This is a genomic window from Paenibacillus monticola (genome assembly GCF_009664975.1).
GTDB lineage: Bacteria > Bacillota > Bacilli > Paenibacillales > Paenibacillaceae > Paenibacillus_AQ > Paenibacillus_AQ monticola.
This window is the reverse complement of the sequence record NZ_WJXB01000007.1, coordinates 424,358-444,371: the sequence shown is the minus strand read 5'-3', so window position 1 is coordinate 444,371 and position 20,014 is coordinate 424,358. Positions and strand designations below refer to the sequence as shown.

Annotated in this window: 13 protein-coding genes; 7 read left to right on the top strand and 6 right to left on the bottom strand. The window is 39.6% G+C overall.

Features of this window, described 5'->3' with window-relative positions:
• Positions 1 to 270 precede the first annotated feature (270 nt).
• Entirely contained in the window at positions 271 to 3,630 is a 3,360-nt protein-coding gene (locus GJB61_RS19865) for an S-layer homology domain-containing protein (RefSeq protein ID WP_154120746.1), read from the bottom strand.
• A 197-nt stretch (positions 3,631 to 3,827) separates the two neighbouring features.
• On the opposite strand from GJB61_RS19865, the gene GJB61_RS19860 reads away from it, so the two are divergent.
• The 3 genes from GJB61_RS19860 (at position 3,828) to GJB61_RS19850 (ending at position 6,293) form a co-directional block, all read left to right on the top strand.
• On the top strand, positions 3,828 to 4,127 hold the full coding sequence (locus GJB61_RS19860) for an iron-sulfur cluster assembly accessory protein (RefSeq protein WP_154120745.1): 300 nt from the start codon (positions 3,828 to 3,830) through the stop codon (positions 4,125 to 4,127).
• Between the two features lie 213 nt (positions 4,128 to 4,340).
• Positions 4,341 to 4,814, top strand: coding sequence for a hypothetical protein (locus GJB61_RS19855; protein ID WP_154120744.1), 474 nt, complete (start codon positions 4,341 to 4,343; stop codon positions 4,812 to 4,814).
• A gap of 939 nt (positions 4,815 to 5,753) precedes the next feature.
• Positions 5,754 to 6,293 carry a hypothetical protein gene (locus tag GJB61_RS19850; RefSeq protein WP_154120743.1) on the top strand — a complete coding sequence of 180 codons (540 nt, stop codon included), beginning with the start codon at positions 5,754 to 5,756 and terminating at the stop codon, positions 6,291 to 6,293.
• A 424-nt stretch (positions 6,294 to 6,717) separates the two neighbouring features.
• On the opposite strand, the gene GJB61_RS19845 is transcribed toward GJB61_RS19850, so the two are convergent.
• Positions 6,718 to 7,149 carry a hypothetical protein gene (locus GJB61_RS19845; RefSeq protein WP_154120742.1) on the bottom strand — a complete coding sequence of 144 codons (432 nt, stop codon included), beginning with the start codon at positions 7,147 to 7,149 and terminating at the stop codon, positions 6,718 to 6,720.
• A 471-nt stretch (positions 7,150 to 7,620) separates the two neighbouring features.
• Positions 7,621 to 9,201, bottom strand: a complete 1,581-nt coding sequence (locus tag GJB61_RS19840; RefSeq protein WP_154120741.1) for a hypothetical protein — start codon at positions 9,199 to 9,201, stop codon at positions 7,621 to 7,623.
• Positions 9,202 to 9,854: 653 nt separating this feature from the next.
• On the opposite strand from GJB61_RS19840, the gene GJB61_RS19835 reads away from it, so the two are divergent.
• On the top strand, positions 9,855 to 10,355 hold the full coding sequence (locus tag GJB61_RS19835) for a nucleoside deaminase (protein ID WP_195724404.1): 501 nt from the start codon (positions 9,855 to 9,857) through the stop codon (positions 10,353 to 10,355).
• 226 nt (positions 10,356 to 10,581) lie between these two features.
• Positions 10,582 to 11,484, top strand: a complete 903-nt coding sequence (locus GJB61_RS19830) for a hypothetical protein (protein ID WP_195724403.1) — start codon at positions 10,582 to 10,584, stop codon at positions 11,482 to 11,484.
• A 328-nt stretch (positions 11,485 to 11,812) separates the two neighbouring features.
• On the opposite strand, the gene GJB61_RS19825 is transcribed toward GJB61_RS19830, so the two are convergent.
• Positions 11,813 to 13,303: a 4-hydroxyphenylacetate 3-hydroxylase family protein gene (locus GJB61_RS19825; RefSeq protein WP_338115964.1), complete on the bottom strand. Its 1,491-nt coding sequence runs from the start codon at positions 13,301 to 13,303 to the stop codon at positions 11,813 to 11,815.
• A 525-nt stretch (positions 13,304 to 13,828) separates the two neighbouring features.
• Positions 13,829 to 14,947: a hypothetical protein gene (locus tag GJB61_RS19820; RefSeq protein ID WP_154120737.1), complete on the bottom strand. Its 1,119-nt coding sequence runs from the start codon at positions 14,945 to 14,947 to the stop codon at positions 13,829 to 13,831.
• A 455-nt stretch (positions 14,948 to 15,402) separates the two neighbouring features.
• Here GJB61_RS19820 and GJB61_RS19815 point away from each other — a divergent pair, with 455 nt between their 5' ends.
• Entirely contained in the window at positions 15,403 to 17,298 is a 1,896-nt protein-coding gene (locus GJB61_RS19815; RefSeq protein ID WP_154120736.1) for an ATP-dependent nuclease, read from the top strand.
• Positions 17,299 to 17,304: 6 nt separating this feature from the next.
• Positions 17,305 to 18,336: a DNA cytosine methyltransferase gene (locus GJB61_RS19810; protein ID WP_154120735.1), complete on the top strand. Its 1,032-nt coding sequence runs from the start codon at positions 17,305 to 17,307 to the stop codon at positions 18,334 to 18,336.
• A 724-nt stretch (positions 18,337 to 19,060) separates the two neighbouring features.
• Here GJB61_RS19810 and GJB61_RS19805 read toward each other — a convergent pair.
• Positions 19,061 to 19,894 carry a sulfurtransferase gene (locus GJB61_RS19805; protein WP_154120734.1) on the bottom strand — a complete coding sequence of 278 codons (834 nt, stop codon included), beginning with the start codon at positions 19,892 to 19,894 and terminating at the stop codon, positions 19,061 to 19,063.
• Positions 19,895 to 20,014 lie beyond the last annotated feature (120 nt).

Below are 20,014 nucleotides of genomic sequence, written 5' to 3'. Positions count from 1 at the left end.
TCTCGACAATCTCACTTTACCAAACGAAGCGGTGTTTTTCTATGTTGGCAAGATCCTTACTTAAACCGACTCCACCTTAACCCCAGCTTGGGGTCAACTCGATTTTGACTCTGCGAAAGTTGAGTTAATATGTATAAAAATGTATAAAAATAAAAGAATTTGGACATTGTTCTACAGGCCTGCAATGCTCCTCTTTTTCATCTATTGCTTCACTCACACAACAAGAAAGCCCGCGTTGAGACACGAGCTTTCTTGACATTCAGTGAGGATTTAATTCAACCCGTCTAACAACGTTTTCAGTTGTGGATCAAGGTTCAAAGTGTTCAACACTAGGGTTAAAGCCTCTGCACGTGTTGCATGACTCTTAGGCTCCATCTTATTGTTTCCTTTACCTGTGATAATACCAGCTTCAAAAGCATTGTTAATAGCAGATTGAGCATAAGAACCCGCTATATCTGTAAATGTACTTTTATTAGTACCATCAGCTAGAGGAGTTAAGTTTACAATTCGTGAGATAATGACAATCATTTCTTCCCGCGATATTGTGCGATCGGGTTTGAATGTACCATCCCCATATCCACTTAATACACCAAGAGAGGCAAGCTTCTCAATCGCCGCTTTCGCCCAATGAGTTCCTAAATCCTCTAAATTCACAGATTTAGGACCAGCGTCCATATAGAATACTTTAGTTAGGATTGTTGCAAATTCTGCTCTAGTAATATTACTATCAGGTTTGAAGCTTTTGTCCCCATAACCTTGTATTACACCTAGATTAATGAATGTATCTATTGTTTTTTTCGCCCAATGGCCATTTGTATCCTTTAATTCAACCTTACCACCAAAGTTATTGGCTTTTTCCACCATGGACCGGATAATATCTGCTTCTTTTGCATGATTTACAATATCACTCATGAAAATATTTTCTGTTGGTGTTGGTGTAGGTGTAGGTGCAGAAGTTGGTGTTGGTGTAGAAGTTGGTGTAGCAGTCGCAGTTGGTGTTGCAGTTGGTATTGCAGTTGGTATTGTCGTCGCTATTGGTGTAGGTGCAGGTGTAGGAGTAGGTGTAGGACTGCTTCCGCTATCATTGTTACTTGGGGTTGGAACTACTGCTACGGTTACCGTTACCGTGTAGTTCTGTGTGGTGCTGTCAGCTGCAACTGCCGTGTACGTTATAGCGTTAGTGAAATCCTGCGCTGTTGTGCCGCTCACTTGTGCAGTGCTGCCCACCAGTACACTCGCACCCGTAGTCATAAACGTGGGGACTAGCGCGGAAGCATCCGTTCCATTTGGCACAGTTAATGCAATAGTCTTATTTGTTTCGTCAATGGTTCCATGTACCTCAGGGGTCAATCCTGCAAACTTAAAGGCGTCTATAGTCTTCGCAGAGTTCGACGCTACGATTACCGTTACCGTGTAGTTCTGTGTGGTGCTGTCAGCCGCAATTACCGTGTACGTTATTGGGGTAGTGAAATCCTGCGCAGTTGTGCCGCTCACTTGTGCAGTGCTGCCCACCAGTACACTCGCACCGGTAGTCGTAAACGTGGGGATTAGCGCGGAAACATCTGTCCCATTTGGAACAGTCAAAGCAATGGTCTTGTTCATTTCGTCAATAGTTCCAATTACCTCAGGGGTCAATCCGGCAAACTTAAAGGTGGAGAGTGCCTTGGCAGAGTTTGACGCTACGATTACCGTTACCGTGTAGCTCTGTGTGGTACTGTCAGCCGCAACTGCCGTGTACGTTATTGCGTTAGTAAAATCCTGCGCTGTTGTGCCGCTCACTTGTGCAGTGCTGCCCACCAGTACACTCGCACCGGTAGTCATAAACGTGGGGACTAGCGCGGAAACATCCGTTCCATTTGGTACAGTTATTACAATAGTCTTATTTGTTTCGTCAATGGTTCCATGTACCTCTGGAGTCAATCCCGCAAACTTAAAGGCGTCTATAGTCTTCGCAGAGTTCGACGCTACGGTTAACGTATATACAACCTTCGTTAACCCATTTTGTGCTGTAACAATCACTTTATAGCCTGTTGCCACAATTGCTGCTACTGTTATTCCGTCTGCTTCGTAGACTTCAAAGGTTGCATTCGCCGGTAGCGCGAACGCATTCTCCAAAGCCCCCAATGTTGTTCCAAAAGGAATGCCTGTTATGGTTTCATTTACTGTACTACCTAAGCTTACTGTTCCGATTGTGGATACCAACTTTGCATCTTCACTTGCTTGTCTAATATCCTTGAGATCAACTGTTAATGTTTTTATGCTTGTTGGAGTTGCAACTACTCGGACGGAAATCGTATCTCCCGCAATTACGCTAATATCATCGACAAAAGAACTTGTGATCGCAGTATAATTTATATTGCCATTAAACGAATACTCCATGCCATTTGCAACGTTGTTCAATTTGGTTGTTCCGATATTGCTCCCTTGAGTCAAGGCTGTGAACTCCCATAATCGTGGGTATTGACCTGGAGTAATATACCATGCTGGGCCAACATCCCAGTTTTTCATTTCTGTAGTTAACTTACCAACACCCATTCCTGTATTATCCGGTTGTCTTGTTGTTTCAATGTCGTAGTAGCTGTTCTTGAATTGGGATAGCATTGGATAATATCCTGCCAAACCGCCAACTATATAAAATCCCCACACATTTCCCATGGCGTAGCTGTTAATAATTTCTGAGGTGAAGGCAATTTGTCCCACCAATCCGCCGACCGTTTTGTTCCCAGTCACACTTCCCGAAGCGTAGGAGTTGTTGATTGGTAAATAGGTACTTCCTACTAAACCACCTACCTCAGATGTACCACTTACATTTCCTGAGGCATAGCTGCTACTAATAGTAGTAGCTCCTGATACAAAAGGTACATCTCCTATCAAACCACCTACTCCAATAGTACCACTCACATTTCCTGTGGCGTAGCTGCTGCTGATTGAACCGAGATCAGATCCGACCAAGCCGCCTGTTTTTTCAGCCCCCCACACGTTTCCTGTGGCGTAACTACTGCTGATTGTTCCGCTCATTCCTACCAAGCCGCCTGTATTATCAGATCCCCACACATTTCCTGTGGCGTAGCTATTGCTGATTGTTCCACCATAACTTTGTCCTGCCAAGCCGCCAGTAAGACTGCCCCCACTCACACTTCCTATGACGGAGCTGTTAATAATTGTTCCGCTGTTCGTTCCTACCAAGCCACCTGTTTTGTCATCACCCTGCACATTAATTTGTTTAAGAGTTATATTTTTAATCGTACTACTATTTAAAACACTTCCGAAAAGCCCTGTATCTGTATTATGAGTATTTATTATTAGATTAGAGATTGTAAAACCATTCCCGTCCATAACGCCTCCAAACGGACCTATTGGCAGCCAGCCCTCGCCTGCTGCATAGGTGCTTAAATCAATATCTGCAGTCAGTTTGAAATAAACATCTGCTTCTAAATGAAGCCTGACCTCATTGAGTTGAGCAGCAGTTGCAATTTGATAAGGATCATTTAGTACACCTGTTCCTCCATCAAAACCATTAAAAGCCGTTGCAAAAGCGTTCCCTCCTCCAATAAGCAGCCCATTCATTCCACCTAAGAGCATCAACATCACTAGCAAAATAGATATTCTTTTTTTTAATAGGATACGCATTCCAATTCCTCCTTCAAATTTCCACGTTACTACTCATGATTGAACCAAGTATAACAACCTCCAATGATAGCAAAATGACAAACTCTATCAACAAATGCTAAAGAGCGATCAGTTGTTGTTTGCATTACACTTTGCTTATTAGGTTATGTTATAATGAGTTTCTTATCGTAAATTCAGATGAATAGAGGACAAAGAAAATGAAATGTAAAATTAATAAGAATGCATCTAAAGTATTAAAAGATATGTTGAGTAGTCAAGCAGGGCAAGGCAAGATGATTCGTGTAATTATCACTCAGAATCATGGAAATCATGGTCATTATGATGTGACTCTTGATACAGCTACTGAGCATGATGAAATTGTCAAAACAGATAAAGATATCGACGTATTGCTAGATACACGCGAACCTCTTTTGGATGGGGTTTGGATTCAATATTTTTATGTGCAACCAGAAGGCTTCTTTATAACAAATCCTTCTACCGGATTCAATGAAAAATAAGCAGGGAAAGAGTTCGTTTGAAAAATGTGAAGGTTTCATTAAAGGCTCCCATGAGGGGGCTTTTTTTCGCGCTCCCAGCAAGGGAACTTTTCTCTAGGGTAGAAGTCCCGAATGGTGGAGGCAGCTAATCTAAATTAAGTAGATTTGCACCAATGTCTTTATAGTTTTATAATTGGAGCTTACAGAATCGTATTACAGGGAGGAACGGGTACTATGGGGAAAAGTGGAAAATACATGCTTGTTGGTGCACTTCTGACAGGGGTAGGCGTCTCTTTGATGACCTATACAGCAAGTCGCTATACTTCATTTAAACGAATCGTAACCAACACCATCCGTTTGGAAGAAATCGCCTCGCTAGAAATCACGCGATTGTCGTCAGTTCCCGGTGAGAAGAAAGACATTATTATTACTGATCCTGCTGTCATTGAAAGAATTTTTGCTGATTTCTCTCATATTCAATTAATGAAATCGGCCCGAAATGTAAACTCTGACAAAAAGTTCAGCTACTATATTACGATAGTTCAGGCTGACCGCAAGCAACGATTTGATATTATTTTAAAGGGAAGACAGCATATGATTATCTATGAGAATGATTTGAAGAATCCTCACTTGAATGCATATAAAATTATAAGTCCTTATTATCCACAAGCACTGGAGCAGGCTTTTGACGGATTATTGTTGGCATAACCTGATCATAGGTACTATGAACAAGCTTTCAGCATTATAATTACAACATAAAGAGCCTGCGCATACTGCAGGCTCTTTGTTGCTTACCGACCACTGCATGCTGAAACTGCTTTCTATGACTTCTGGTTGATTCCCTGTTAATTTCTACTATCTCTTGGTACTCTGTACGAATCCTACATCGCCATAACTCCAACATAAAAAGCCCGCGCTAAGCGTGGGTTCTCCGTATTTATTATTCCCCTGTAGCACCAGATTCTTCTCATAAGAAATCCAGTCTCTCTAATACCACTGCTAAAAGTAAGAAGTTTTAATTCTTCATTGTAATTAAGACTGTCTGCTTAAATTTTCTGTGTTTGCTTTCTTTACAAGAGGTCATTGAACGAAAGATAAAAATAGGTATAAAATTCCAAAATAATACAAATAGGACTTTGGAATCATTCCGCTGAAAGATGAAATAAAATAATATTAATCCTATAAAAGTAAAAAGACACCACATGTAAAAGTCAGGTGTTTTAGTTATGCAGCTTCACAAGAACTGAATACTAGGGTGTTCGAAGCGAGTGGAGCGAATAAGCGGAAGTGTGAAAGAAATGAATCTGTAACTCGTTGCAACGGTTGTTCAAAGGGAGTCGCGGTCATCGACGTCACGCCTAGTTGAACAGCGTGCAGCAAGAATGATTTTTTGATGGAGAGGCAACATAAGTAGTATGAAGCCGCAGCAAGGGTTCCTCACTCAGATCTGTACAGGTGTAAAAGTAATTCTCCATTATGAATGGAATTCGTGTTTTTTAACCCTCCTCTTCCTATCAAGTTGAGAATGAAATAAAAAACGAAAAGTAGGTAATTCAATTATAGGCTATGGAACTACTAGTAAACGTTTGTCGGGTGGACAAAAACAAAGTGACTTGATACCAGAATAGATAGAAAAGGGAGATATCAATGGGAATCGTAATCATTCTATGTGAAGTTTTATTTTGGGTATTTGTTATTGCTGGACTGTTTACTCGCTACACTCTCCACCAAAAAAAATTAGGTGGAATGCTGTTACTCTGTTCACCGATCGTTGATACCTTGCTGCTGATATTCACATTTATTAATTTGAAAAATGGAGCTGAGGCTTCTTTTGTTCATGGGCTAGCCGCGTATTACATCGGAATGAGCATCGCTTTTGGACGTCCTCTTATTCGCTGGGCCGATCAAAAGTTTGCTTACTGGTTTGCCGATGGACCAAAGCCAATAAAAAGGTATGGGAGAGCGCATGCTGAGAATGAGGTTAAAGCCTGGATACGTCATCTGCTAGGCTTTTGTATTGGTTGTTCAATTATAGTTTTAATGATTAAATTGGTTGGTGATCCTGAAAAGACATTGGAACTTGGAAAACTTATGAAGTTATGGTCTCTACTGTTGGGGATAGATTTTTTAGTGAGTTTCAGTTATCTCTTCTCACCCAAAAAGGAAAAAAACTCCAAATCGATTTAATTAGCAATTTAATCTCCTTTCATCTTTAGCTTACTGAGCTCCCATTACTAATGATGAAAGTGCAAGAATACATGCGTACAGGATGAATCTTTTTATCTTTCATGAAAAGTTCTCTAAAACGCGCAGGAAGGTTATATGATAAGGGATTTTTTTGCTGCATATTGACCGAAAAAGCATATGTATAAAGGATATTTAATGCCGCAATCGATAAAGGTAACACAAAGATAGCTGTCACGTTTAATAGAGGAATTAAAAATAGGAATTCATCTGATGTGGGTTTTAGTTTTAGAATCCTGCTCAGACATATGTACTCAAGTAATTACATAGAGAAGCCGCCTTATCCCCCTCACGAAAAATCCCATGATGGAATGATTCGTTTGGACAATAAGGCGGCTCTTACCCCTTCAATGCTAAAAGTGAAAACCTACTGAAGTTCACTCGCGGTCACTGCAATTTTTATATTAATATGCCCGTTCAATTTACTACCATCGCCTGATGTTACAGAAAAACGACTTTCTGCAGTTGCTTTGCTGCTATTTCTAAAGAAGCTACTTGTGCCGGGCTGAATAACGTATTCGCCCTGGTAAACAGAATTCATGTCTGTCAACAATGCGTTAAGCCTTACAGTACTATAATTAGGAACCCAGATTTTGTAATACCCCATTGCACTATTGGGGTGAAATTCGGCTATATCAGAACCATTATTAGCGGTAAGGTCTTTATCGACAGCTATACTAATCTGCGTAACAGCATTAGTGTTAACCGTCGCTGGTGCTTCTTGTGTAAATCCCATTGGTACGGCAACGGCTAATGACATTACAGCAATCAAGCAAGACAGCATGAACTTCTTTTTCAAATTGACTCCTCCAAAAGACAAGGATATATACTGCAAGCACCTATCATATAAATTATTTTTTCCCATACTAGGAGTATATTGGTATTTTAGGTACCTGGTCAAATTTTTGCCTTAATTTCTTCTTCAAGCGCCTCCGTTCGACCAAAAACAAAAAAGCCCCGCATTAGCAGAGGCTTCTTGCCCAAAGATCTGTCGGCCGAAGCAGGATATTTCCGGTTCGAGTTCCTAAGTCATGAGTTTGAACTGTTTGATGATAAGATTGCAGCAGCTGTTTTGTTTTTTGAATGCTAGCCGGGGTAGTAGCACCGCTATGGTGAGGTTGATCCGGCTCTTTGTATGTCTGAAAAGTGCGCTACGAGATACGAGCGGACGTTACGTCTGACACACTTTGTAAATATCTAGGAGCCTCTTGTTGACATAGAGCCAGAGTCAGAGTCAGAGGTCAAGAAGCACAACTCTGACCAAGTCAGCTTAACTTTCCCCATCTTTTACTGTAAGCATAATATAATGTGAGCTGGCTAACAATACTCCATAGCCTAACGGTAGGAGCTCTTTTAGTGGCACATACCAGATACTTCCTATTTTTTTAGCATTTTTGACCCCAACTGAAGTGCGTTTGTCCCCTTTGCTTAACTGCAGCTCTGTTGCTGAGATATTCACGGTTATTCCTTGCTGTCCTGCAAAATCAAGCAATGGGATGTAGAAGGTATCCTTTTCCACTAAAGGTCCGTTCCCGCTGTAACGAATATACTGATCATCTACCTGAAGTGAAATTGGAGAATTTAATGACAGCAAGCCTTCATATGTGAAATTATCTAAATATGACATGAAATCGAGCAATTCTCTGGACGCCGTAGAAGTTTGAGTAGGAATATGATAGAAGACAGGAGAGAACACGCCCGGATTGGATGTATCATATGAAATTTGAAATAAAACATCGCTAAACCAGTCTATTTTGTATTGATATAATTTGTAGTGTGGTTTAATTTTTTGTATCACGGTCATTGTGTTGAGGTCAAAGATATAATAGGTGGCATCTACAAATGCCAGATGTACTCCTCTAACTTGGCTGGAAATAATCATATAGCGGTTGTTGGGTGAAAACGAAGGCATGCTGAATTCATTAATATAACCGGGTACTTCCAACAACGTTTTTTTGGTATTTCCTTTGATCCAGGTGAGAGTGGAAAATTCCTGACCTGAGCGGATGCTATCCTTCATTTGAAGCTGTCCATTTCCATTTTCCATCAATAAAGAGTAGATTTTTTTGCTCTGATCATGATTGAACTTATTATATATCGTCGGTATTGGAGTAAGCTTCCCGCCATAAGAGACCAAATAATATTTGTCAGTTCCTTTATCTGATAAGGATTTTCCAACGGTCAAATAATCTGTAGTTTCAAATGGTCCAGAACCGGCATTTTTTTGAGGAGTAATCCGCTCGATAATTTCATATTTTCCTTGCGGCAAAATTGCTTTGTTCGTTTGAATGGAGTAGAGTTGGTGCCTGTCCGTGCTAGAATAACCTGCTAACAGTTCATTGTGTATTGTCTCATAGATACCTAAAGAACCATACACCCGAACCGAAAACTTATTATTGATATCCGTGATTTTTTTTAGCTGCTTGGAGTTGAAATCAAATTCATAGAGGGTAGAACCCAGTTTGGCTACTACATCTACATAGCTTTTCGGCCCGGTAGGCGTTAAGACTGAACTCCCGCTCATAGGCCGTTCACCTAATATATATTTGGAATTCAATGAAGGGTCTTCAAAATCATAGGAGTTGGTGATGATCTCGCCGGTATCAAAGCTAGTTTGCTTTACAGTAACAACGATATGTAAATTACTATGTGGATATGAAAAAGCAAACTCAACTTCAGAACGTACCCGTTCCGAGGCAGGAAATGATTTCATAACCGGTATATCGCCGGTTTCCGCATAGGCTGCGGGATTAGGGAAATATCCTGCCCATACTGTTAAAATGAGAAGTGACAGAAGTATCCTGTGCAATTTCTTTGTAAATAGTGAGCTGTTGTTTTTGACATTGTTCAAAATATATCCTCCTTGTAATGATAGCTATGTACATCTTATTTTTATCGGTAAAGGTCCAGTTGAAATTAAGTCACAAACATTTAAATAAGGGAGATGATCCTACATATGGAAATCTAACTGATGCGAATTTATTTATATGAAAGTAGATTTATTTGTTTCTGAACAGTGACGGGGAGTTGAGAAAATGGATCAATCAAAATGAGACAATAGTTTTTATATTTTTAAATACCGATGATTTTTGGAGAGATTATAACGAATTGCTCTCAAGAGGGATTTTCTAGAACTGAAGGAAGATCATTCGATTTTAAACTGAGGAAGCTTATTGGAAATTATATTAATGAAATCTTGGAGGTTAGATCAAGCTTCATTCAGGGAAAGAATATAAATTTGTAGTATCGGAAAGGGATAAGCTCATTGAAAAAATCAATAAGATAATCGAATCAAATAAAACTGCCTCAAGGTAATAGTCATATGGTAATATGTTCCTTAGAGATTGAACTTAATGGTTTCCAACTCGTAAACAGATGAATCCAGCTCGGCAAAGGCGGTCAACTGTTTATGGAAGGGGACCTTTTTATATCACCAACACGGAGATTCTGAACAAGCTGAGAATGACCAATCTGACACGTACCACATTAGATAGGAGTTCGGATATGGACATCACTATAGATGATATAAAATTCATAAGATTGGTGTATCAACTAGCAGCGGAGTCTGCATCATTGAATTATGACCCATTTGCTGCAATTCTTGTACAGAACAATGAATTAAAGTATAAGTCTCTTGACGTAAGTGTTGTTAAATCTAATCCGACACTTCATGCAGAGGTAAATGTTATTGGAGAATATTGCTCCAATAACAAAATATTTTCCTTAGAGGGATATACCTTATATAGTAGCACTGAACCATGTATTATGTGTTCCGGAGCAATCCACTGGTCAAGGATATCCCGAGTTGTGTATGGGGTATCACAAGAAAAACTCAAGGCAGTGAGTAAGGGGAATCAGAAACCAACATGTAAGGATTTATTATTTGGGTCAGGCCGAACGCAAGTTATTGGTCCTGTACTCGAAGAGGAAGGCATGGAGATTTTTCAGAGGTACCCCTTAATCCCAAAGCAAGAAAGACATAAACAAATATTTCTAGATCAATAAATGTGCTCACTCAATCCGATAGATGATCAGCTACACATCTTAAAAACAAGAAATTGATCAGTTTTGTCTGAAGAGTGGTTATATACGTGCGCAGAAAAGATACAGCTAGAGTTCCAATATTAAATAATGAACCTCTGAAAATCAAATATCTTGATTTTGATGGATTTAATGAATTGTTAATGCTCCATTCTAGATAGAAAAGGTGAATCTCGCTATGAATCCATTTATGAGAAAAGTCAATGTCCCTTACGTCAAATTCCGCAAAGCCAACACCCTCCGAAACGACTCGACCCAGCATGACTGGCAGCACTGGGGGGGCTACCGGGATCAAATCCAGCAAGTTCTGGAGCAAACTCTGGAGCATAACTGCTGCGGACGCGGGCATATTTTATTACTCGGGGCCGGGAACGGAAACGATGTGCCCATTTCGTACATTGAGTCTATATTTGAACGGATCACGATTGTCGATATCGATGAAAAAGCGCTGGACCGCTTTCTGACCAAGTCGGCGCACCCGGAAAAATACGAACGAGTAATCATTGATCTGACTGGAGTAGGAGCGGAAGTGTCTTCGCTGGATGACTTGAAAGAAAAGGTCGACGATTTGCTGCCTAACGTGGATTTCTCGCCGCTGCACCCCTCTTTTGACGTGGTCATGAATTTATGCTTCACGACGCAGCTCATTTCCGCCTTTTTTTATCGGAAGAAAAATAAGGTTGCCCATACGCCAGAATTCAGCACTCAGCTGGATCGGCTGCTTGAACGCATTCATATTAATATCTTTGAATCTTTGCGTGGCCTCCTGGCATCGGACGGGGTGATTGTTCATTTAACCGATACTCTGCTGCTGCAGCACATGAAAACAACGGGCTACACCAGCCCGGCTACTTTTAAGACTCTGGAGCTGACGGGAGGAAATCTCCGGGAAAACTTGGACCTGATTTACGAGCATCTGCCGGATCTGGCTGAACAAGGCTTGTGCCTGCCGGGAGCATTTGTCCACGTTCATCCGCAAATTATGCGGTTGTATAAAGTTGAATTAAGGTTTTCGCTGCTGTGGGAGTTCGTCCATGACGAATACGAAGACAGGGATTACTTTGTGAGCGCGCATGTGCTGACCAAGCTGTAGTGGAAGGTAGTTGGACCGGTCTTAGGGAGGACTGACGAATGGGAATGGGCCAAGGGAGAACTCATCTTGGCACTCAGTAAAAATTCTGCATGAGCATAACTCCACCGCAAAAGAACCCGCGTCCGACGCGGGTTCTTCGTATTTTTAGTGAACATACCAGCCAATCTATAAAAAATTATTCATAATTAGATTAATTACACGATCAGATATTTGTTTTTGTGAAGGCTTCGACTGTTCCTCTTCCAAGATATATACGGATTCGAAAATAATTCTTGTGATTAGTTTAATATCAAATCCCCTTCAAAAGTGTGGGAAAAAGTCCTACATTTTAATTAGAATCTCCATCCGTTGTTGAATTAGGTCGGAGTTCTTCTGGAGCAATAAACTCGTGAATGATTTGACGGAAGTATTCGTGATTATAACAGCTGTTGTACATACGCCAGGCCAGTGTTTGGGAGTTGCCAAAAAATAATCGCTCAAACTGGATTTGTCGACCCCCGAATGCACCCGCTCCCAGTTCCCAAGCGAGTCGGAATAATGCGTTTCGGTACCAAGCCTCCGAGACCGTACCTTTCAAATACTGACTGAGGTACGAACCAGCGCTTGTATCGAAGTCGGACTCGGAGAGGATCATGATGAGACCACTTGAACTGAGATTTTGAACCATTTCAATCAGTTCTGGATAAAACTCCGAAAAGTGAACGGACGAAGCCAAAAGTGGACCTTTGTCTGGAACGAGATATCCAAATTTGTCTTGGGAAGCCCCTATTTCAGAAGCAAGTCTTAATGCTTTGAATGTCTCTAAATAGGTTATGGTTCTGGAAATAGGCAGAATAGTATGAGTCTCAAGGACAACGTTCTGTTCTTCCGCCAAAGATTCTAGCAAACCGAGAAAGAACTCGGTTTTTGCAATATAGCGAGTGATGATTTGATGGGCCATATGCGTATGGAAGTGACTCTCGCTGAACAACCGGGAACAGTACAATTCATTTCCGTAATAAAATATACGGTCATGAGGGATAAGAACGCGGTCAAATATAACTAGTGTATCCATTTCTTCATATCTTGAACTTAATGGATGGTCGTAGGCAGATGAGGCTGCGTAGCTTTCACGGCAAAAAAAAGTCATCCCAGGCAGATCATTAGGCACTGCAAAGGCAAACGCGAACGGATTATCATCATCCACAAACGAGGGTGAAGGAGTCGGGAATACAAGCATTTCATCGCATGTAGCCCCTTGTGTTGCCATCATAAAAGCACCGGTTACAATCATCCCTTCATCATTGATTTCTACGATTTTAGCAGCGATAGAATCCTCTGTAGCATCAATCTGGCCAGATATTTTGCTTGCTTGAGGTTGGATGAATGCATGGGATAATGTGATGTCATGATCTCGGCAGTAAGCGTAGTATTTCCTGAGGTTCTCAGCATATTTCGGATTAAGATCCTCAAGGATATCGGCAGCTGTAAACAGAGACATGATGGCTGTATTCATATAATCTGGGGAACGTCCTAAAAACCCATGATGTCTGTTGGACCAGAGTTCAATCATTCTTCTCCGGCGTTGTAAATCTTTAGCATTCTTGGGTGGAAGAAAAGATAGACCAACAGGCTCTCCTGTATCGGGTGAAGGATAGGTCATCAGCGCTAAATAACGCTCATCACACTGCATGTTGTACATTTCGGCTTGTGTTTGTATGAGACCTTGAAATGCAGGATGCTTGGATAAAGGACCTTCGATACGCTTTCCTTTGTACAGGATATTGATATTTTGTCGGTCGATACGTTCGATGTATTGATCACCTGTTTTAATAGGCACACGATTCACCTCTTTGAAAAACAGCTTTGACTATAAAGCCGTGTTATTGCATTTAATATACGTAACCATGATCCACTTTGTACATTGTCCGTACATCGATTGAGAGTGACGTGGGAGATGTATCCAAACTCTATAGAAAAAGGATATCCCGCTAGCCTCTGGGTAGTGGAATACCCTCTTATTTAAAGAAATTCATTGTTCGAGGGTCTTATACTCGCAGTCTTGTTGAGATTAAGAACAGCTTTCCAGCTAATTCTTATTTCTCCCCAGTAGCCAACGCATTCACCTCATAACTAATCCAGTCACTCCAACTGTTGATTGTGCTTTGGATATGTTTATGGATCGAAATCCCCGGCATTTAAAAAGCTTTGTGATTCGTCTGCTCCCTTGCACCAATAACGGTGACGGCCACGGATTGTTACTTCTACCACTACTATTTCTTTAACTTTCATCTACAATGCCGTTGGGGCCAGTATAATTAGTTTAGGTGAAGAAACGGCTATGCCGTTTTATTAATGAAATGGCTCAATAATACGCTTCAGGGTTTTGAACGTTGCTGTGTTTATTATGCTTCTTTTCAAAATCAATTAAGGATATGTATTCTGTTTTAACAGTATTAGCCTCCATGCAATGTACCGTTAAATCATCATCGTCTCCATATTTACTTGTAAACAGCAAATCATAAATGATAGGTTGTAATGCTAGCAGGTAGTCAACTTCTTTTTCTCTATTTCTTTTCCACAGATTAAAAACTTTATTATGTAACCATTTATCAATATACAAAATGAGTACTTTCTTTTGATTCATGTTAGTAAGAATTAAATAATCGCTTTCAACCTCTTCAAGAATTTTCATACAACTCCGAGCAGTATCAAGCAAGCGGCTTTCTTGGTCCGCGCTCACGCCCATATTAATAAACATATTAACTGAACGATTATAGGTCGATGAAGTACACAAAATATTTTCACGATTAATTACGGTGATTATTCCTTCCGGTCTAGCCATTGAATCAAGCAAACAGTAGTTCAAATCCGGACACCATTTTATTTCACTCCTTGTTAATTCTATGCCGGAAAATGTTCCACCTGCACCATGCTTCAATAGCCCATGTTTTAAAGCCTTCATCTGCAAATAAGCGATCGTCATCACCAGTTCATGTCCATCCGCTAAATTGCAACTGATCCATCGATTCGAATACCTTGTCCATTCTTCTATTTCTGCAACTGATCCTATTTCAAAACAATCCCCGAATTTGATAGTTTTTAAATCGAATAAAAGTAGTTTCACTTCATCAGACTCGGAATATCCAATCAAGAGTTGGACATCCGTATAACTGATAGAATTCAGAATCGTATTTATAGCTTCTATTACCTCAATGCCGTATGATATACAATCCTTAAATAATTGTATAACTTCAAAAGCGTGCTTAATATCACTAGCCGCATAACAAATCACGTATTTATTATCAATAATGATGAGCTTATTTTGATTTTCATATACTAAATATTCTCTGTCTTTCTCTTGAAATTCTCCAAATGAGGAGAATTCATTTACATTTGTGTCATTGTTGCTCTTCATTGAGATGGCAGAGTCGGCAATCATAAAAAGTTTGTTTTTTTTGCGCCATGCTAGACAGTATGTCATGTGAACCCCCTATATAGTTTAATCCTTCTGATCTGATTAGCTAACCGAAGCAAGTATTAAGACCGCCCATGCTATATCAATTCTTCGAAGAATTATAATCCCCTCTTAAATCATGTTGAATTCAGAAAAAAAATCCTTTTCAACATTCTTCATTAGATGTATGCATCAGGTATAGTAGAGTGAGCACAAAGAAGGTCAAGTCCTATAAAAATATATTCTACTATTGTAGAATTTTGTAATATAATAGGGCTTGTAAAGGTTGTATGATGGTATTGTTGCGTTAAATATGTTAGTTCTCATTAGCGAAATTAACATCTATAATACTTAATGATTCTTTCAGCTTGTAGTATGTTGACGAAGTAATTACAATACTTTACCGAATACGTTACTTTACTAAAAACAACGTGAAAGTTTCATGGAATATAAAGGTGACGGACTGTAATTGTTATAGGTAGATGGAAGCTGGTGGAGTTTACCGAGGAAATTGGAATACTGAGAAAAATATAAAGCGAGGGCTGAATTTGGGATTAGAAGAAGTTGACGATAGATTCGAAAAAACATTAGCAGACATTAATAAGATGAACAGTAATAGAGTGTTTGATAATTACATTACTAAATTAGCATTTCCTTTTTTTAAAAATTTTACTTTTCATTCCGAAATTAATTTCCAGTTCCCTTTAACTATTTTAACTGGGAAAAATGGTTCTGGAAAAAGTTCTGCACTACATGCACTTTATGGCTCTCCTAAAGGGAAAAATATAAGTGATTATTGGTTTTCATCACAACTAGACCCAATAGAAGATTTCGGAGGAGAAGTTAGAGAACGACATTGTTTTTTTTATGAATATTATTATAATGGGGAAAACAGTTCAGTTTTATACCAAAGAAATCATCATAAGAATCGCAACAGCATGGAATACTGGGAGACATCTAGGCCTAGGGCAAAGTATCGAATGAATACTAATCAAAAGCGATCTAATCCAATTGAAAAGGAATTAGTTTATATTGATTTTAGGAAAGAATTAAGTGCATTTGATAAATTTTTCTATTTTGGAAATATAGATCATTTGAAATCAAATTCAAAACAAGACTATTTAAGATTAAAATCAGTTGAGTTAAAAAATGTGATTGATTCTGGTGAAATCCATGAGATACGTGGTTGTCCACAAAATGAAAGTTCTATCCAATTAACTGAGCCTGAAATAATGGCGATTGGATCAATCCTACAAGAAAATTATAAGGATATAAAGTTAATAGATCATAAACTCTTTCAAGGATGGGGAACGTCCGTTATATGGAGCAAAGATGGGTTTACTTATTCAGAAGCTCATGCTGGCAGTGGAGAGATAGCCGTAGTAATATTAGTTCATAAGGTTTTAAATGCTCAACCAAAGAGTTTGATACTTTTGGATGAGCCTGAAGTCTCCTTGCACCCTGGGGCTCAAAAGCTATTATTATTATTTTTGTTGGAACAAGTTAAAACGAAAAAACATCAAGTTATTATGTCAACGCATTCTCCTGCTTTTGCAGAAGGAATGCCAAAGGAAGCAATTAAAAGGTTTATTCGTAATCCAGATACCAATAAAATAGATATACTGGATGAATGCTTTCCAAGTGAAGCTTTTAAATATTTAGGCCTTTCTTCAAAGTATGATAATGCTAAGATTCATGTTGAAGATGAGCTAGCCCAAAAAATAATATTTAGCGTAATAAAAAATAATTCTGATCGTTTTGATAATTTAAATGTTTTTTTTACTCCGGGAGGAGCCTCGTATATGAAACAAAATTATATATTGCACTATGCACATGAAGATAACAACAAAAACTTTGTGCTTTTTGATGGAGATCAAAGTTATGATGGGTCAATTGTTGACTTAAATACATTAACAGTAAAGGATTTTCACAACAAGGATTACCTAAAAGAACAAATAAAAAGTTTTACAGGACAAGAAATCAATTTTGTTAAAGATGGTGGAAATGGAAAAAGTAGAGATGATCAAATAATTGAAGCTCAAAAAAAATATATTAATTATTACAAGTCATGCGTTAAGTTTCTTCCTAAAACAACGCCTGAAGAAATCATTTGGGACGAAAATTATGTATCTGAAATATTACTTATTAAGGATAAAACGTCTTTTAAAGAGGTGATGGAGGAGTCAGATTACAAAATTAAGATTTTAAAGACTGCAATGGTACTGACGGGAAATGATAATCCTAGTTCAATACGATTCATAGAAGATATGCTCATAAAGAAGTGGATTGAAACAAACGACGAATCTCAGGTTGAAATTAAAGAAATTTTACTTGGATTTATGAAAATCATAAATAATCAAGAAATGGTAATGGGGTGATTTCATATGGAACTAATTGCAATAGATTTATTTTCAGGTTGCGGGGGGTTAACTCAAGGGCTAAAACAAGCAGGAGTAAATGTAGTTGCAGCTATAGAAAATAATGAGAATGCAGCTAAAACTTACAAAATGAATCATCCTGAAATTAACCTTATACAAGATGACATCCGGAATGTAGAGATAAATGATATTTTAAGTAAGTACTCAAACAAAAAAATAAATTTAGTCGCTGGCTGTCCACCCTGCCAAGGTTTTTCTAATATACGTACTCGAAATAGAGGAAATATTATAGAAGATGAAAGAAATACATTAATCCTCGAATATTTAAGAATGATAGAGGGCCTTAAACCTATTTTTATTATTATGGAAAATGTCCCAGGGATCATACATTATCACTATTTTAAAGTAACAGTAAACCGACTGATTGAGTTAGGTTATCGTCTCGATTACCAGGTAATTAATGTAGAAGATTATGGAGTTCCTCAGCGTAGAAAAAGACTGGTACTTTTAGGATCACTTATAGGAGGAGTAGCAATTCCTTCAAATGCAGTGTATAAAAGAACTACGGTAAGAGATTATATAAATAAGCTTCCGTCTACAGAAGAAAGTGACGATCCAATGCATAAAATATTTTCAAAGCATGGTGAAAAAGTACGGAAAATTATTTCTCTAATCCCTAAAGACGGAGGGAGTAGAAAGGATTTACCACAAGAATACTGGCTAGATTGCCATAAAAAAGATGGAATTGGTTTCTCGGATATTTATGGTCGTTTAAGTTGGGATAAAGTCTCTTCTACAATTACAGGTGGTTGTTTGAACCCATCTAAAGGAAGGTTTTTGCATCCAACAGAAGATAGAACCATCACTGCACGCGAGGCAGCTTTGCTTCAAACGTTTCCAAAAGACTATAAATTTCCTTCTGATATTTCAAAGGGGGAATTGGCTCAAATGATTGGTAACTCTTTTCCACCAAAATTTTCTGAGATACAGGCATCTTATTTAAAGCAATTGCTTATTGCAGAGACTACAAAAGTATAAGTGGCGTATATAACGATTCTAAAGGAGTTAATTTTAGTTTGCTCTTAAATGAGCCTTCTCTATTGATCGTGAGTTGATCGAATTTAAGAGTGTTGACTCTGTGTACTCTGCTTAGGGTTTGGCAACGTGTTCTATTTAGTATAATTCAAACGAACGGCTTACATACATTAATAATGATGAGCATGCTAGAAGGCAAGGCCTACATCGGTACGGGGGAAGCAAGTTCTTCCTCGGCCTTTCTCAGGGATCGCCAAAAAGTAAAGTGAGCTTCGGAGCATCAGTTGCCAGAAGAAGTATCCGCCAAAATGGCTTCCGGTACGAGTTTCAGCTTTATCAGTAAGCCATGTAGTTAAGTCTATGGTCTGTTCTGGTACAGGTGACTTAGTATCAGCAAGCAGAGCAGACCGCCAAACAGACCACGCGGGAACTGCTCGGTGACGGGTTCAAGATCCAGTTGGTCAGTTCGTCTGTTGTCTGTTCTTAGTTAGAACTAACCGACCACCTACTCTGTAAAAAATCTGATTTCAGAGCGCTCTCCCGTTCTCACACGATGTATTTTAGAAGCGCCAATAAATTCTTTAATCTCATTCAGTTGTAACTACTTTTTCTAGTTTTTGGTTGACTCCTAGTTGACTTGAGATACCACTTGGCACTCTGTATGAACTCTACATCACCATAACTCCAGTACGAAGAGCCCGCGTCATACGCGGGCTCTTTGCCTTTACTATTCCCCTGTAGCCACTGGATTCCCCTCATAAGAAATCCAGTCACTCCAGCTCCCCGCATACAACTTCACATTCTCATACCCTGCTTTATGCAGCGCGAGTACATTCGGGCAGGCGGTAACGCCTGAGCCGCAATACACAATAACTTCCTGCTCCTGCTTAACGTCCGCAAACTGCTCTTTCAGCATAGCGGAGCTTTTCCAGCGCCCCTGATCATCCAGCACATCTTTCCAGAACTTATTAACCGCTCCCGGAATATGGCCCGCCTTGGCGTCCATCGGCTCTTCCAGACCTAGATAGCGGCGGGGTTCACGCGAGTCCACCAGCAAAGACCCTCCATTAAGCACCACTTCTTGAACTTCCTCCACACCAACGACCATATCCTGCTGAACATCAGCTTCGTACTGACTAGGGATACGTACAGCCTGATGCGCACTGACGGGGAAGCTTGCTTTTTTCCAAGCAGAATAGCCTTCATCCATTAAATAGACACGTTCATGCCCCAAGTAACGCAGCAGCCACCAGAAACGGGAAGCCATTGCCCCACCTTGGTCGTCATAAGCAACGATTACACTGTCTCGATTAATGCCAGCTTTACTAAGTGTATGGGTTAATTCCGTGATGTTCGGCAGGGGATGGCGTCCGCCATGAGTGCCGACAGGCGAGGACAGCTGCTCCTCCAGATGTAAATAAATTGCACCAGGGATATGGTCTTCAGTGTAGGCTGAGCGTCCGGCTTCCGGATCTGAGAGCAAAAAACGGCAATCGACGATGACCATCTCGGGCTCGAATAGACGAGCAAGCAGCCAGCGGGTAGAAACTACTGGGTCCATATGGATACCTTCTTTCCCTTTGATATGTATGGAGTCATTATAGCGGAAAATAAAAGAGGGTGCACCTCAGCCTTTCACAAATAGGCTGTTGGAACTCCTCTAATCATTGTTCAACCATTC

What these genes read in the sequence shown, in the direction of transcription:
- GJB61_RS19865 (WP_154120746.1), bottom strand. Translation starts at nt 3,630, where the DNA reads ATGCGTATCCTATTAAAAAAAAGAATATCTATTTTGCTAGTGATGTTG.
- GJB61_RS19860 (WP_154120745.1), top strand. Translation starts at nt 3,828, where the DNA reads ATGAAATGTAAAATTAATAAGAATGCATCTAAAGTATTAAAAGATATG.
- GJB61_RS19855 (WP_154120744.1), top strand. Translation starts at nt 4,341, where the DNA reads ATGGGGAAAAGTGGAAAATACATGCTTGTTGGTGCACTTCTGACAGGG.
- GJB61_RS19850 (WP_154120743.1), top strand. Translation starts at nt 5,754, where the DNA reads ATGGGAATCGTAATCATTCTATGTGAAGTTTTATTTTGGGTATTTGTT.
- GJB61_RS19835 (WP_195724404.1), top strand. Translation starts at nt 9,855, where the DNA reads ATGGACATCACTATAGATGATATAAAATTCATAAGATTGGTGTATCAA.
- GJB61_RS19830 (WP_195724403.1), top strand. Translation starts at nt 10,582, where the DNA reads ATGAGAAAAGTCAATGTCCCTTACGTCAAATTCCGCAAAGCCAACACC.
- GJB61_RS19820 (WP_154120737.1), bottom strand. Translation starts at nt 14,947, where the DNA reads ATGACATACTGTCTAGCATGGCGCAAAAAAAACAAACTTTTTATGATT.
- GJB61_RS19815 (WP_154120736.1), top strand. Translation starts at nt 15,403, where the DNA reads ATGGAAGCTGGTGGAGTTTACCGAGGAAATTGGAATACTGAGAAAAAT.
- GJB61_RS19810 (WP_154120735.1), top strand. Translation starts at nt 17,305, where the DNA reads ATGGAACTAATTGCAATAGATTTATTTTCAGGTTGCGGGGGGTTAACT.
- GJB61_RS19805 (WP_154120734.1), bottom strand. Translation starts at nt 19,894, where the DNA reads ATGGACCCAGTAGTTTCTACCCGCTGGCTGCTTGCTCGTCTATTCGAG.